This is a genomic window from Cupriavidus sp. 8B (assembly GCF_054589115.1).
In genome coordinates this window covers 165,570-180,750 of record NZ_BAAILO010000460.1, presented here as the reverse complement: position 1 = coordinate 180,750, position 15,181 = coordinate 165,570, and the positions used below count along the sequence as shown (strand labels likewise).

The 15,181-nt window shown below is 66.9% G+C and carries 13 protein-coding genes; 8 read left to right on the top strand and 5 right to left on the bottom strand.

What is annotated here, in order from left to right:
* Window positions 1–262: 262 nt before the first annotated feature.
* Window positions 263–1,087, bottom strand: coding sequence for an alpha/beta fold hydrolase (locus tag ACYP5B_RS44475; protein WP_400093725.1), 825 nt, complete (start codon window positions 1,085–1,087; stop codon window positions 263–265).
* Window positions 1,087–2,397, bottom strand: coding sequence for an O-acetylhomoserine aminocarboxypropyltransferase (locus tag ACYP5B_RS44470; protein WP_267606168.1), 1,311 nt, complete (start codon window positions 2,395–2,397; stop codon window positions 1,087–1,089). The genes ACYP5B_RS44475 and ACYP5B_RS44470 overlap by 1 nt, the downstream gene beginning before the upstream one ends.
* Before the next feature lie 202 nt (window positions 2,398–2,599).
* Here ACYP5B_RS44470 and ACYP5B_RS44465 point away from each other — a divergent pair, with 202 nt between their 5' ends.
* The 5 genes from ACYP5B_RS44465 (at window position 2,600) to ACYP5B_RS44445 (ending at window position 8,305) form a co-directional block, all read left to right on the top strand.
* Window positions 2,600–3,046 (top strand): CBS domain-containing protein, encoded by a 447-nt coding sequence (locus tag ACYP5B_RS44465; RefSeq protein ID WP_267606169.1) that lies wholly within the window; start codon window positions 2,600–2,602, stop codon window positions 3,044–3,046.
* Between the two features lie 184 nt (window positions 3,047–3,230).
* Window positions 3,231–5,129, top strand: coding sequence for an MFS transporter (locus ACYP5B_RS44460; RefSeq protein ID WP_400093724.1), 1,899 nt, complete (start codon window positions 3,231–3,233; stop codon window positions 5,127–5,129).
* 22 nt (window positions 5,130–5,151) lie between these two features.
* A complete protein-coding gene (locus ACYP5B_RS44455) occupies window positions 5,152–5,871 on the top strand; it encodes a glutathione S-transferase C-terminal domain-containing protein (RefSeq protein WP_318235648.1) in 720 nt (239 codons plus the stop codon).
* An 87-nt stretch (window positions 5,872–5,958) separates the two neighbouring features.
* On the top strand, window positions 5,959–7,077 hold the full coding sequence (gene aroC / locus ACYP5B_RS44450) for a chorismate synthase (protein WP_267606171.1): 1,119 nt from the start codon (window positions 5,959–5,961) through the stop codon (window positions 7,075–7,077).
* 1 nt (window position 7,078) lies between these two features.
* Window positions 7,079–8,305, top strand: a complete 1,227-nt coding sequence (locus ACYP5B_RS44445) for an MFS transporter (protein ID WP_400093721.1) — start codon at window positions 7,079–7,081, stop codon at window positions 8,303–8,305.
* 30 nt (window positions 8,306–8,335) lie between these two features.
* Here the strand turns inward: ACYP5B_RS44445 and ACYP5B_RS44440 are convergent, their stop codons facing one another.
* Complete coding sequence (locus ACYP5B_RS44440) at window positions 8,336–9,442, bottom strand: NAD(P)/FAD-dependent oxidoreductase (protein WP_400093719.1); 1,107 nt, start codon at window positions 9,440–9,442, stop codon at window positions 8,336–8,338.
* 102 nt (window positions 9,443–9,544) lie between these two features.
* Window positions 9,545–10,243 (bottom strand): FadR/GntR family transcriptional regulator, encoded by a 699-nt coding sequence (locus ACYP5B_RS44435; protein ID WP_400093718.1) that lies wholly within the window; start codon window positions 10,241–10,243, stop codon window positions 9,545–9,547.
* Between the two features lie 305 nt (window positions 10,244–10,548).
* On the opposite strand from ACYP5B_RS44435, the gene ACYP5B_RS44430 reads away from it, so the two are divergent.
* Both ACYP5B_RS44430 and ACYP5B_RS44425 read left to right on the top strand, forming a co-directional pair.
* Entirely contained in the window at window positions 10,549–11,427 is an 879-nt protein-coding gene (locus ACYP5B_RS44430) for a flagellar brake protein (protein WP_400093716.1), read from the top strand.
* A gap of 136 nt (window positions 11,428–11,563) precedes the next feature.
* Entirely contained in the window at window positions 11,564–12,025 is a 462-nt protein-coding gene (locus tag ACYP5B_RS44425) for a hypothetical protein (RefSeq protein WP_400093714.1), read from the top strand.
* A gap of 53 nt (window positions 12,026–12,078) precedes the next feature.
* Here the strand turns inward: ACYP5B_RS44425 and ACYP5B_RS44420 are convergent, their stop codons facing one another.
* Window positions 12,079–13,764 carry an electron transfer flavoprotein-ubiquinone oxidoreductase gene (locus ACYP5B_RS44420; protein WP_267606177.1) on the bottom strand — a complete coding sequence of 562 codons (1,686 nt, stop codon included), beginning with the start codon at window positions 13,762–13,764 and terminating at the stop codon, window positions 12,079–12,081.
* Window positions 13,765–14,110: 346 nt separating this feature from the next.
* Between ACYP5B_RS44420 and ACYP5B_RS44415 the strand changes: the two genes are divergently transcribed.
* The gene (locus tag ACYP5B_RS44415; protein ID WP_267606178.1) at window positions 14,111–14,896 is read left to right on the top strand and encodes an SDR family oxidoreductase; all 786 of its coding nucleotides are present in this window, start codon (window positions 14,111–14,113) and stop codon (window positions 14,894–14,896) included.
* The last annotated feature ends 285 nt before the right edge of the window (window positions 14,897–15,181 follow it).

Genomic DNA, 15,181 nt, shown 5'->3' with positions numbered 1-15,181 from the left:
CCGGGACCCAAACTCGCATCGCCTTAAGGCGATACTCAGACATGGGTCCCTCTTTTCCGCTCTTTTCGCCGAATCCCGAGGCGCCCCATACGGCCTCTGCACACCTTGACGGCTCGCTTCGCATCGCGCTGGGGTGTGGCCCGCCCTTCGGGCGCTTCACACGGCTACACCAGTTGGTTGATCTTGCCGCTGGTTGGCTCCCCTCTCCCACTTGTGGGAGAGGGGCCGGGGGAGAGGGCGGGCGCTCGCTACGCCGCAGCGTTCAACCTGCCGCTACCACCTTGCGCGCGAACGCCGCCAGTGCGTCGAGTACCTCGTCCGGCCTTTCCCCCATCAGCGCATGCCCGCAGGGCACCGTGACCGTGCTGGCCGAGGCCATCTTGGCCGCGAGTGCTTGCGCGGCTTTGGGCGAGGTCATCATGTCCTTGCTGCCGCTGATGAACAGGGCGGGGCAACGCACGCCGGCCACGGCGGCGTCGCCGTTGGCGTAGGCGTTGCAGGCGGAGAAGTCGTTGTGGAAGACGTGGCCTTCGGGGTTGCGTTGTGCCACGCGTTCCATCAGGCGCTGGCTGCCGCCTTGCATCCACGAACCCGGTCCCGGCGAGGAAGGCTTGTTGGCTAGGCTGGAGTGGGACCAGGCGTTGACCATGGCGATGGCCTGGTCCACGTGGTTGAGCGAGGCGTCGAGCAGGGCGTCGGCGACTTTCATCGGGTAGGCCGTGGCGAGCAGGGCGATGGCGCGCACCGCGTCCGGGTGGCGGGCGGCGGTTTCCAGCGCGATCAACGAGCCCATGCTGTGCCCGAAGACCAGCGCGGGGGCGCTGACCCCGGCCGCGCGCACCAGCTCGACCACCCAGTCGGCCATGGCCTCGACCGTCTTGAGGGGCGCGCCCTCGCTACGGTTGTGGCCGGGCAGGTCGACCGCCAGCACGCTGAAGCCATGGTTGGCGAACCAGCGCGTCTGCAGGGCCCAGACGCTATGGTCGTTCTGCGCGCCGTGCACGAACACGGCGCAGGGCAGGGCCGGGTCGAAGGGTTTGCCACCGGTGTAGGCGTAGGCCTTGCGGCCTGCGATCGTCAGTTCCATCAGGCTTGCCCTCCCTTGGCGCTCATGGCTTTCTCGGCGGCCTTGAGGCCGCGCTTGAGGTCGTCGATGAGGTCGTCCGGGTCTTCCAGGCCGACCGACAGGCGGATGGTGCCTTCGCTGATGCCGGCCGCCTGCAGCGCCGCGGCGTCCATGCGGAAGTGGGTGGTGGAGGCGGGGTGGATCACCAGCGAGCGGGCATCGCCCACGTTGGCCAGGTGCGAGAACAGCGCCAGGTTTTCGATGAAACGCTGGCCCGCGGCGCGGTTGCCCTTGAGGTTGAAGCTGAACACGGCGCCCGCGCCGCGCGGCAGCAGGCGCTTGGCGAGCTCATAGTCAGGGTGCGATTCCAGCTCCGGATAGGCCACCGACTCGACCATCGGGTGCGACACCAGGAACTGCACCACCCGGCGCGCGTTCTCCACGTGGCGGGCCATGCGCAGCGGCAGCGTCTCGATGCCCTGCAGCAGTTGCCAGGCGGCCATCGGGCTCAGGCAGGCGCCGAAGTCGCGCAGGCCTTCGCGGCGCGCGCGCAGCAGGAACGGGGCCACCGTGCTTTCCTCGGTAAACACCATGTTGTGGAAGCCCGCGTAGGGCTCGGACAGCTCGGGGAAGCGCCCCGAGGCGTCGAAGTCGAAGGTGCCTCCTTCGGCCAGCACGCCGCCGATGGTGGTGCCGTGGCCGCCCAGGAACTTGGTGGCCGAGTGATAGAGCAGGCCGGCGCCCAGGTCGAAGGGCTTGAGCAGGTAGGGCGTGGTGAAGGTGGAGTCGACCAGCAGCGGGATGCCGTTGTCCTGGCCGAGCTGCGCCAGGGTCGGGATGTCGAGCACGTCCAGCCCGGGGTTGCCCAGGGTCTCGCCGAACAGCAGCTTGGTCTCGGGCCGGATGGCGGCGCGCCAGGCGTCGATGTCGCGCGCCTGCACGAAGGTGGTCTCGATGCCGAAGCGGCGCAACGTGTAGTGCAGCAGGTTGTGCGAGCCGCCGTACAGGGCGCTGGATGCCACGATGTGCGAGCCCGCACCCATCAGCGTAGCCACCGCCAGATGCAGCGCGGCCTGGCCCGAAGCCACGCCGATCGCGCCGGCGCCGTTCTCCAGGGCGGCGACGCGCTCTTCGAAGACGGCGACCGTGGGGTTGGAGATGCGTGAGTAGACGTGGCCCGCGCGTTCCATGTTGAACAGCGAGGCGGCGTGCTCGCTGTCTTTGAAGACGAAGGATGTCGTCAGGTGGATGGGCGTGGCCCGCGCCCCCGTGGCGGGGTCGGGGGCGGCGCCAGCATGCAGCGCCAGGGTGTCGAAACGGGTACCGGACATGGCTTCAAGGGCTAGAGTTGTCTCCGGAGCGCATCGTAGCATCCGCTGCCGCCGCGGAGCACGGCAAATAGCCCTGGCGGCCCCGGCGGCGGCCCGTGCTTTACTTGGGCGGCTGGTTTCGGCTAGGATCGGCGCATCAGGCCATGCCGGCAGCGGCAGGCAATAAACAGCAAAACAGCAGATTCAGCAAGCGGAGACCATCATGAAAGTCAGCGACATCCTGCAGATCAAGGGCAACACGCTCTATACGGTGAAGCCGGAAACGTCACTGCTGCTGGCGGTCAACATCATGGCCGAGCACGATATCGGCTCGCTGGTGGTGATGGAATACGGCGACCTGGTCGGCATGCTGACCTTCCGCGAGATCATCAAGACGCTCTCCGCCAACGGCGGCAACGTCGGCACCACCAGCCTGCGCAAGGTCATGGACGACGCGCCGCTGACCTGCACCATGGAGACGGACGTCAATGAAGTCCGCCGCATGATGCTGGAGCGCCACACCCGTTACCTGCCGGTGCTGGACAACCGGACGCTGATGGGCGTGATTTCGTTTTACGACGTGGCCAAGGCCGTGGTGGAAGAGCAGAGCTTCGAGAACCGCATGCTCAAGGCCTACATCCGCGACTGGCCAGAAGAAAAGACCGAGTAAGCCGCTCGTGGCGCGCAGGCGCCAAGTAGCGGCGGGCGGCGGCCTTGGCCGATCGAGGTGCTGCGGGTTGCCCTGGTCCGGCAGCATGTGCACCCTCCTGGGGCACGGCCCGTAATCCGTATAAATGATAAATGCCGCGCAACGACGCGGCATCTTTTTGAGCCGACCGCTACATGAGCGCTACATGAGCCAACAAAACCAGTTCCGTCTGCTCCGCACGCGCCGCTTCGCGCCGTTCTTCTGGACCCAGTTCCTGGGCGCCATGAACGACAACCTGTTCAAGGTCGCCTTCACCTCCCTTGTCACTTACCATACGGCCCTGTTCGACGGCGTTGACGCCAAGAGCGCGGCGTTCCTGATCTCGGCCATCTTTATTGCGCCGTTCGTGCTGTTCTCGGCCACCAGCGGCCAGATCGCCGACAAGATCGAGAAATCCCGCCTGATCCGGCTGGTGAAGACGCTGGAAATCGCCATCATGCTGCTGGGCCTGGCGGGCTTTGCCATGCACAGCGCGCCCTTGCTCTACACGGGTACCTTCCTGATGGGGCTGCACTCGACGCTGTTCGGCCCGGTCAAGTTCGCCTACCTGCCGCAGCACCTGGACGAGACCGAACTCGTGGGCGGTAACGGGCTGGTGGAGATGGGCACCTTCGTCGCCATCCTGCTTGGCACCCTGCTGGGCGGCGAACTGGCCGGCCTGACCCATGGCGAGGAGATCGTGGGGCCGCTCTATGTCGGCGCCGCCTGCGTGCTGCTGGCGCTGGCCGGGCGCATGGTGTCCGCGCGCGTGCCGGATTCGCCGGCGCCGCAGCCTGACCTGCGCATCAACTGGAACCCGTTCTCCGAAACCTGGCGCAACCTCAAGCTGGCGCGGACCGACCGCACGGTGTTCCTGAGCCTGCTGGGGATTTCCTGGCTCTGGTTTTTGGGCGCGACATTCCTCACCTCGTTTTTCAGCTTTGCCAAGGACGTGCTGGGCGGCGACCAGAATGTGGTGACGCTGCTGCTGGCGGTGTTCTCGGTCGGCATCGGCACCGGCTCGCTGCTGTGCGAGCGGCTGTCCGGGCGTCAGGTGGAGATCGGTCTGGTGCCGTTTGGCTCGATCGGCATGACGGTGTTCGCGGTCGACCTGTTCTTCGCCAGCAACGGCGAGCATCATGCAGAACTATCCGGGCTGGCCGGCTTCGCCGCCGACCCTCGCCACTGGCGCGTGCTGATCGACCTGTTCCTGCTGGCGATGTTCGGCGGCTTCTACAGCGTGCCGCTGTACGCGCTGATCCAAAGCCGCTGCGCGCCGACGCACCGGGCCCGCATCATCGCCGCCAACAACATCCTCAACAGCTTTTTCATGATCGGCTCCTCGCTGCTGGCGGTGGTGCTGACCCAGGCCGGCTTCAGCATTGCGCAGCTGTTCCTGGTGGTGGGGCTGCTCAACGCGGTGGTCGCCATCTACATTTACTCGCTGGTGCCGGAGTTCCTGCTGCGCTTCATTGCCTGGATCCTGGTGCACACGGTGTATCGCCTGAAGCGCGTCAATGCCGAGCACATTCCGACCGAGGGTGCGGCGGTGCTGGTGTGCAACCACGTCAGCTTTGCCGATGCGGTGGTGCTGATGGCCGCCAGCCCGCGTCCGGTGCGTTTCCTGATGGATCACCGCATCTTCAAGGTGCCGCTGATGTCGTGGTTCTTCCGCCAGGCCAAGGCTATCCCGATCGCTCCTGCGCACGAGGACCCGGTCATGCTGGAGCGCGCCTACGACGAAGTCGCGCGCGCGCTGGCCGACGGCGACCTGGTCTGCATCTTCCCGGAGGGCAAGATCACGGCCACCGGCGAGCTCAATCCCTTCAAGCAGGGCGTGCAGCAGATCATCCGGCGCACCCCCGTGCCGGTCGTGCCGATGGCGCTGCGCGGGCTGTGGGGCAGTTTCTTCTCCCGCAAGGGCGGCAACGCCATGTCCCGGCCATTCCGGCGCGGCATCCTCAACCGGCTGGAGCTGGTCGTGGGCGACCCGATTGCGCCGGAACTGGCCACGCCGGAGGGGCTGCAGCAGGTGGTGCAGGGCCTGCGCGGCGAGTGGCGCTAACGACAAGCGGAAGGCGGCAACCATGATCACCCTTTACACCTTTGGGCCGGCCTTCGGCCTGCCCGATGCCAGCCCCTTCGTCACCAAGGCCGACATGCTGCTCAAGCTCGGAGGGCTGCCGCACCGCTGCGCCCAGGGCGGATTGCGGCGCGCGCCCAAGGGCAAGCTGCCGTATCTCGACGACGAGGGCCGCGTGGTGGCGGACTCCACGCTGATCCGCTGGCACCTGGAGAAGACCTACCACATCGACTTCGACGCAGGGCTGACGCAGTCCCAGCGCGGCACGGCCTGGGCGGTCGAGAAGATGCTGGAAGATAACTTCTACTGGGCGGTGGCCGACGCGCGCTGGAACCACGACGCCAATTTTGCCCGGGGCCCGGCGACGTTTTTCCGCGCCGTGCCCTGGCCGCTGCGCGGGCTGGCGATCCGTTTTGTGCGCTCGAAGATCCGCCGCATCCTGTGGACGCAGGGGCTCGGGCGCCATAGCCCTGCCGACCTGGCCGCGATCGCCGGCCGCGATGTGGCGGCCGTGGCCGACGTGCTGGGCGAGCAGCCTTACCTGATGGGCGACAAGCCTTGCGGCGCCGACGCCACCGTGTTCGCCTTCATGGCCGGCGCGCTGTGCCCGTTGTTCGACACGCCGATCCGCACCGCGGCTGAATCCCACCCCAACCTGGTGGCCTACGTGGCGCGCATGCGCGAGCGCTACTATCCAGACCTGCAGGCGGCGCCAGCGCGCTGAGCGCGAGCCGGGGCGGGCCGGAAGGGCGGCAAAAGCCTTACAATGTAGCCCGTTCCCCAATTCTCACGCCCCGCGCGGTCTCCCATCATGTCCGGCAATACACTCGGCCTGCTCTTTACTGTCACCACTTTCGGCGAATCGCACGGGCCGGCCATCGGTGCGGTGGTGGATGGCTGCCCGCCGGGCATGTCCCTGACCGAGGCCGACATCCAGATTGACCTGGATCGCCGCAAGCCCGGCACCTCGCGCCACGTCACGCAGCGCCAGGAGCCCGACCAGGTCGAGATCCTGTCCGGCGTGTTCGAGGGCAAGACCACCGGCACGCCGATCTGCCTGCTGATCCGCAATACCGACCAGCGCAGCAAGGACTACGGCAATATCGTCGAGACCTTCCGCCCGGGCCATGCCGACTACACCTACTGGCAAAAGTACGGCATCCGCGACTATCGCGGCGGCGGCCGTTCGTCGGCGCGCCTGACTGCGCCGGTGGTGGCGGCGGCGGCCGTGGCCAGGAAGTGGCTGCGCGAGCAATATGGCACCGAGATCCGGGGCTATATGTCGCAGCTGGGCGAAGTCCGCGTGCCGTTCGTGGACTGGGCGGAAGTGCCGGAGAATCCCTTCTTCGCGCCCAATGCGGAGATCGTGCCGGAGCTGGAAACCTATATGGACGCGCTGCGCCGCGACGGCGACTCCGTCGGCGCGCGCATCGAGGTGGTGGCGAGCAATGTGCCGGTGGGCCTGGGCGAGCCGCTGTTCGACAAGCTCGATGCCGATATCGCGCATGCCATGATGGGTATCAACGCCGTCAAGGGTGTAGAGATCGGCGCGGGGTTCGAGAGTGTCAGCCAGCGCGGCAGCGTGCATGGCGACTCGCTCAGCGCGGAAGGCTTCCGCGGCAATAACGCCGGCGGCATGCTTGGCGGCATCTCGACCGGCCAGGACGTCACCGTCTCGCTGGCGATCAAGCCTACCTCCAGCATCCGCACCCCGCGCGAATCCATCGACAAGGCCGGCCAGCCCGCCACGGTGGAAACCTTCGGCCGCCACGATCCCTGCGTGGGCATCCGCGCCACCCCCATCGCTGAGGCCATGCTGGCGCTGGTGTTGATGGACCACGCGCTGCGCCACCGTGCCCAGTGCGGCGACGTCAAGGTCGATACCCCGCGCATTCCCGCCCAGTCGCCGCAGTCCGGCCAGTCGCGCTGAGTTGGCGCAGGCGGAACAACACGCCCGTGCCGCGGGCGCCGGGCGTGTCTCCGAGACGCGCTTTGGCCTGTTTTACCTCGGCTACTACGGCTACGTCGGCGTCATCTCTCCCTATGTGAGCCTGTTTTTCGCCGGGCGCGGTTACTCCCCGGTGCAGATCGGCGTGCTGATGGCCTGCTTCCAGGTCAGCCGCATCGTCGGCCCGTATTTCTGGGGCTGGCTGTCGGACGTGATGCACACCCGGGTGCGCCTGCTGCGCCTGGCCGCCGTGACTTCCTTGCTGGCGTTCCTGATGGTGCCCGGCGTCACCAGCTACGGCGGCATGATGGCGATGATGATCGGGCTGAACCTGATCACCAGCGCCATGTCGCCGCTGGGCGACGCGCTCACCATCTCCACGCTGCGCCGCTACGGCGCCTTCGATCACCGCTACGGGCGCATCCGCATGTTCGGCTCGGCCGGCTTTATCGCGGCCGTGCTGCTGGGCGGGGCGCTGTTCGAGCGCTACGGCATGGAGGTGTTCCCGTGGCTGGCGAGCGCCATGCTGGCGCTGTTCCTTGTGGTGGTGTTAGGCATGCGCGATGCGCCCGACGAGGGGCCACGCGTCAAGCCGCCCCCGGCGCTGCCGCTGCTGCGCCGTCCCGATGTGAGCTGGTTCTTCGGCTCGGCGTTCCTGATGATGTTCGCCCACGCCGCGCTGTACGTGTTCTATTCGCTGTACCTGGAACAGCTTGGCTACAGCAAGTTTTCCATCGGTGTGATGTGGACCATCGGCGTGGTGGCCGAGATCGTTTTCTTTTTCTACCAGGGACGGCTGTTCGGCAGCGTCCCGCTGCGCACCATCCTCGCCGGCACCTTCGTGCTGGCCGCGATCCGCTTCGGCCTGACCGGCTATTTTGCCCAGTTGTCATGGCTGATGGCGCTGGTGCAGGTCCTGCACGCGGCCACCTTCGGCGCGCACCATAGCGCCAGCCTGAAGCGCCTGCAGCGCTGGTTCGCCGGGCCGCTGCAGGGACGCGGCCAGGCACTCTACACCGGCCTTTCCTACGGCCTTGGCGGCACCTGCGGCGGCCTGGCGATGGGGTGGACGTGGAAGGCGCTTGGGCCCGCCCACACGTTCGGGCTGGCGGCGCTGGCAGCGGCGGGCGGCGCGCTGTGCGCGTTCATGACGTTCCGTACGGAGGCGGCTTCGGACGCCAAGGCGGACGCTGCCACAGCCGGGCGCTGACTGGCGCCGGCGTTTGCTGAGGCCAGGGCTTCAGAGCAGGCTTGCCACGTGCTCGGCCAAAGCCAGCGAGGAGGTCAGCCCGGGCGACTCGATGCCGAACAGGTTGACCAGCCCCGGCACGCCATGGGTGGCGGGGCCATCGATGCGGAAATCCGCCGCCGGCTCGCCCGGCCCGCTGATCTTGGGGCGGATGCCAGCGTAACCCGGCTGCAGCGCGCCATCGGCCAGCCCCGGCCAGTAATTCCGCACTTCCCCGTAAAAGCTGTCGGCATCGGCCGGATCCACGCCGTACTCGATCTGGTCAATCCAGCGCACGTTGGGGCCGAAGCGCGCCTGGCCGCCCAGGTCGATGGTCAGGTGCACGCCCAGGCCGGCGGCCTCCGGCACCGGGTAGATCAGGCGCGAGAATGGCGCACGCCCGGCCAGCGTGAAATAGCAGCCCTTGGCGTAGTACTGCGGCGGAATGTGTTCGGCAGGCATGCCCTCGATGCTACGCGCCAGCGCCGGCGCGGTCAGGCCAGCCGAGTTGATCACGGTACGGGCCAGCAGCGTGGTGCCCGCCGCGTCATCCTGGCTGCCCACGTCGAGGCGGATGCCATCCGGCGTCACCGCGCCGCCTGCCACGGGCGACTGCACCGCCAGCATGGCACCGGCATTCTCGGCATCGCCCAGCAACGCCAGCATCAGGCCATGGCTGTCGACGATGCCGGTAGACGGCGAGAGCAGGGCGGCGCGGCATTGCAGGTTCGGCTCCAGCGCCTGCGCCTCGGCCTGGCCAAGCCATTGCAGGTCGTGCACGCCATTGGCCGCGGCCTTGGCGCGGATGGCTTCCAGCGTGGCTACCTGGGCCTCGGTGGTGGCGACGATGAGCTTGCCGCAGCGCTGGTGGTGGATGTGATGCGAGGCGCAGTAGTCGTACAGCATGGACTTGCCACGCACGCACATCGCTGCCTTGAGCGAGCCGGCCGGATAGTAGATGCCGGCATGGATCACTTCGCTGTTGCGCGCGCTGGTGATGGTGCCGAAGGCGTTCTCGGCTTCCAGGATGATGACTTCGCGGCCCTGCATGGCCAGTTGTCTCGCCACGGCCAGGCCAACCACGCCCGCGCCGATTACCACGCAATCTACTTGTTCCATTGTTGTTCTCTGCTGTTGCGGCCTGCGCCTGTCATGCCATGCGTGCCGCGGGTCCCTGGATTGTGTTGTGCCGTCGATTGGCCCTGTGCCTTGCGCCAGGGCTTAGCTCAATGTCAGCCCCATGCGCTTGGCCGCCGCACCGAGGTGCCGGCGGGCGGCCTGGCGCGCCGCGCTGGCGTTGCCGGCGGCGATGGCCGCAACAAGCGCGGCGTGCTCGCTGTCCGCGCCCTGCGAGCCGCCGCGAAAGCGCGCGGCGTTTTCCCAAGCCGTCTGCCGCGCCGCCAGCATGTGCTGGCCAACAAAATCGGTCAGGCCGGTAAAGCAGGGGTTGTGCGCGGCCTGCGCGATGGCGTGGTGGAACGCCACGTCGGCGGCTGCGGCGCTGGTGAAATCTTCAGCGTGCTCGCGCATCGCGCACAGCGCGGCGTGGATGGCGCGCAGGTCGTCGTCGGTGCGGCGCAGCGCGGCCATTTCGGCGCAGGCGCATTCCACCACCATGCGCAACTCGAACAACTGGGCTGGAGTCGGGCCGCCTTGCAGTTCGGGGGCCATGCGCCATACCTGGCCGCCGGGCATGTCCGATACATAGGCGCCCGAGCCTTTGCGCGTGACCAGCAGCCCGTCCGCCTTCAGCTGTGCAATGGCCTCCCTGACGATGGGGCGGCTCACGCCGAAGGTCTCGCCAAGGGCGGCTTCGGCCGGGAGCCGGGCGCCGGCGGCAAAACGGCCGGCCGCGATGTCGGCGCGCAGGGCGTCGGCGATACGTGCGGCAAGCGAGGCGGGGCGGCTCAGGACGGTCATCGATAAATATGTAAGGCTGTCTGACAGCTTGTGGTGGGATTTTGCGAGGAAAGCAGGGCGGCGTCAAGGCAAGACTGCGCCATGGATTTGCGGATCGTCCTCAAGGTTTACTAGGAATGCGCCGATAGCAAGCTGAATGAGATGCGCTATTCACCTGGTACCTCGCGGCAGCCCACAGCAGCCGCGCCTGCCTCGCTGTGCACTGAGCGCCTCGCTAGGTGGTGGCCGGGCCGTACATTCGTGCGTTCCCGTGGCCGCCGTTGGATCTGCCACGCCTGCTGCCTGGGCGTTCACCGGGGCTTCCCATGATTGCACTTACCCCTAACGATCTCCCCGTCGGCCAGCCCTTGCCCTGGTCCTTGCTGGACGAGGCGGGCAACCTCGTGCTCGGCAGCGGCAGCGTGATCCCCGAGGACCGCGACGTTGCGCTGGTGTTCCGGCATGGCACGGTGTGCCGGCCGGAGGACGAGCCGGGCGAGCCGGTGGATAGCGGCCGGTTTGCCAATGTGGGGCCGCTCGGCCTGCAGGTTGGCACCCTGCTGCAGATCAAGTCGCCGGGGCAGGCAGGGCGCGCCGCTGCCAGCCGGCTGATCGGCTTTGTCGAGCAGGGCCTGTTCGCGACCTGGCCGCAGCTGGGCGGCAAGGAGTTGCAGCTTCAGCCTGGCGAGAAGGTGCTGCTGCGCGGTTTTTCCGGTCACGCCATCCTCAGCTTCGAGTCGACGGTGACCGCGATCTGCCGCAGTCCCTTCCGTTACCTGGTGTTGTCGGCGCCGGCCGATCCGCAGCAGATGCCGGTGCGCAAGGCGACCCGCGTGCCGACACGGCTGGCGGCCTACCTGGTGGATCCCGGCGGCACGGACGACGATGCGCCGGCCTCTCACCAGCCAGCCCGGCTGGTGCTGCTGACCGACCTGAGCACCGGTGGCGCGCAGATCCAGATCGCCGGCGCGGTGCCGGCGCCTGGCGCGGCGGTGCGCTTGTGCTTCCATCTGCGCACCGCTGCGCTGGACAGCGAGATCATGGTCGACGGCGTGGTGCGTAACGCGTCGCCCGCCGAGGGCGACGCGGAGTTTCCCACGTTCGGCGTTGCGTTCGATGCGCTCGGCGAGCGCGAGCTGACGCTGCTCCAGTGCTTTATCTATGAGCAGTTGCTGGCAGGCGCCAGCATGCAGGTCAGCGCCTGATGCCGGTGTTTGGAGTAAACCTGCTAACGCAGCCTCTTGCCCGAAGCCCGCTTCCTCGTCTCTACTGTCCTCCTGCAAAAATGCGGATATGGCATTTCGGAATGCCGATGTCCGACCACCATCACGAGGAGACAGCATGAAGCGGAACCCGCGCTTCGGCGCGCGCCTGCGCGCGCCCATCCTGGCGGCCCTGCTGACCGTGGCCATGCCCGCCATGGGCAATGTCGCGCAGGGAGCGGGCCAGGCGAGCACATTGTCGATGGAGGAGCGCGCGCTGGGGCTGGAAGCTTTCTCAAGCGCTGGCAAGCCTGCCAGCAGCGACGCCGGCACTGACGGTGCGCGCCTGCTGGTCGGGATGTCGCCCCTGGACGTGGCCGCGGCCACCGCCCTCGGCAAGCCGCGCGAGGCTGGGGGCATGACGGATGTGGTGCTTGCCCTGATCGACGGGATCGGGCAGGTGCCGCTCGCCGGACCGGCACTCATCACGCTGATTGCCGGCGTGGCCGATGTGATCGGCTGGTATCAGAGCGTGGCGGACGACAAGCCGCTCTACCACGATTCGCTGGCGTCGCCCGCGACGTCGAGCCCGCAGGTCTGAGGCAAAAAAAACGGCACCGAATCCGGTGCCGTTTTTCTTGCCATGCGGCGAACTTACATGCCCACGTAGTTCGGGCCGCCGCCGCCTTCCGGCGTCACCCAGACGATGTTCTGCGTGGGATCCTTGATGTCACAGGTCTTGCAGTGCACGCAGTTCTGCGCGTTGATCTGCAGGCGTTCCTTGCCGTCTTCGTTCTGCACGAATTCGTACACGCCGGCCGGGCAGTATCGGCTTTCGGGGCCGGCAAACTTGTCCCAGTTGACGTTGACGGGGACGCTGGCATCCTTGAGCGTCAGGTGGGCCGGCTGGTTTTCCTCATGGTTGGTGTTGCTGATGAACACCGAGCTGAGGCGGTCGAAGGTCAGCTTGCCGTCCGGCTTGGGATAGGCGATCTGCGGGCACTCGGCCGCCGGCTTGAGGTAGACGTGGTCGGGCTTCTCGCGGTGGATGGTCCAGGGCGGGTTGCGGATGCCCAGCTTGGGCAGCAGCCATTGCTCGATGCCGGTCATCAGCGTGGCGGTGGTGCGGCCCTTCTTGAACCACTGCTTGAAGTTCTTGGCTTGCAGCAGTTCCTTGTGCAGCCAGCTGTTCTCGAAGGCGGTCGGGTAGGCCGCGAGTTCGTCGTGCTGGCGGCCGGCCTGCAGCGCATCGTAGGCGGCTTCGGCGGCCATCATGCCGGTCTTGATGGCGGCGTGGCTGCCCTTGATGCGCGAGGCGTTGAGGTAGCCGGCGTCGCAGCCAACCAGGGCGCCACCCGGGAATACGGTCTTGGGCAGCGACAGCAGGCCGCCTGCCGTGATGGCACGCGCGCCGTAGCTGATGCGCTTGCCGCCTTCGAAATACTTGCGGATTTCCGGGTGCGTCTTGAAGCGCTGGAATTCCTCGAAGGGAGACAGCCAGGGGTTGGTGTAGTCCAGGCCTACCACGAATCCCACCGCGACCTTGTTGTCTTCCATGTGGTACAGGAAGGAACCGCCGTAGGTGGCCGGGTCCAGCGGCCAGCCGGCGGTGTGCACCACCAGGCCTGGCTGGTGCTTGGCGGGATCGATCTCCCACAGCTCTTTCAGGCCAATGCCGTAGCTTTGCGGATCCTTGCCGTCGTCGAGCTTGTATTTCGCGATCAGCTGCTTGCCCAGGTGGCCGCGCGAGCCTTCGGCGAAGATGGTGTACTTGGCGTGCAGCTCCATGCCGAGCTGGAAGTTCTCGGTAGGCTCGCCTTCCTTGTTGATGCCCAGGTTGCCGGTGGCCACGCCCTTGACCGAGCCGTCGTCGTTGTAGAGCACTTCGGCAGCGGGGAAGCCGGGGAAGATCTCGACGCCCAGGCCTTCGGCCTGCTGCCCCAGCCAGCGCGTGAAGTTGGACAGGCTGATGATGTAGTTGCCGTGGTTGTGGAAGCATTCCGGCAGCAGGGCGGACGGCGTGGCCTTGGAACCGGTTTCGTTGAGGAACAGGAACTTGTCTTCAGCGACCGGTTGGTTCAGCGGGGCGCCGAGTTCCTTCCAGTTGGGGATCAGCTCGTTCAGCGCACACGGGTCCATGATGGCGCCGGACAGGATGTGGGCGCCGGGTTCGGAGCCCTTCTCCAGCACGCAGACATTGACCTCGGTGCCTTTCTCCTGGGCGAGTTGCTTCAGGCGGATGGCGGTTGCCAGGCCGGCGGGGCCGCCGCCAACGATGACTACGTCGTATTCCATGGCCTCGCGGGGGCCGTACTGCTCCAGGAGCTGTTGCTGATTCATTGTCTCTAACCCTCTATTCTTGGCAACTTGCGCGCAATTGTGGGAAATGCCGTGTTCGTGGTACCGGGGATGCGATGATCGGGGGGAACTTGGGGCAGGGGCGGGGCGGCGCGGGCGCTAAATCGTGGCTGCCATGCGCGTTTTTCCTCTTTCCCTTTGTGGCCCGAGTTCTTAGAATCTCCGGCATTGTCCGGGACTCGCCATGGTCAGGCAAGATTTTTTTTGGAACGACCGTTCTTTTTTTTGATATGCTGCCTTCGGTTTCAGCAGGCAGATTTCGCGAGGAGCGCCCGTTGGCCGTGGCCATGGCAGGCGGCGCCGGGGGCTCCCGAACATAGAGGCCATTATGGGTTTGTCGATCAATCTGGAAGGCAAGGTCGCGCTGGTGACAGGCGCTTCGAGCGGTCTGGGCACGCGGTTTGCCCACGTCCTGGCGAGCGCCGGCGCCAAGGTCATCCTGGCGTCGCGGCGCACCGAGCGGCTCAAGGAGCTGCGTGCCGCGATCGAGGCCGAGGGCGGCAGCGCGCACGTGGTGCAGCTCGACGTGACCGACCACGACAGCATCCGCTCGGCGGTGGCGCATGCCGAGACCGAGGCCGGTGCGATCGACATCCTGGTCAATAACTCGGGCGTCTCCACCACCCAGCGCCTGACCGACGTGACCCCCGACGACTTCGATTTCGTCTTCGACACCAATACCCGGGGCGCTTTCTTCGTGGCGCAGGAAGTGGCCAAGCGCATGATTGCGCGCGCCAAGGGCGCCGAGAAGAACGGCAATCCGCTGCCGCAGTCGCGCATCGTCAATATCGCGTCGGTCGCCGGGCTCAAGGTGCTGTCGCAGATCGGCGTGTACTGCATGAGCAAGGCCTCGGTAGTGCACATGACCAAGTCGATGGCGCTGGAGTGGGCGCGCCATGGCATCAACGTCAACGCCATCTGCCCCGGCTATATCGATACCGATATCAACCACCACCATTGGGACACCGACGCCGGCCAGAAACTGATCCAGATGCTGCCCCGCAAGCGCGTGGGCAAGCCCGAGGACCTGGACGGCCTGCTGTTGCTGCTGGCGTCCGACCAGTCGGCATTCATCAACGGCGCGATCATCACCGCCGACGACGGCATGGTGTGACCGTCGCAAGGGGCGGCGCACCCTTGCGTGCGCTTGCCGGCAGGTCGGCCCTGGCCCGCGCCAAAAGCGGGGGCGGGGCCTGCGATTCTCGGTTCCCGGGCTTATCCGGTCCCCTTGGGCACCTTGCGGAATCGATGACCTGCCGGGTCGCCCCAATGGCCCGAAGGCCGCCAGTTGGCGCGAGCCAGTGCGGGGCGCATGGGTGCCCCTGTCCAACAGGCGCGACGCGCGCAATGGAGCAAAAGTTCCCGCGCGTTCTGCAAGTCTTGGCATAATCCGCCATGT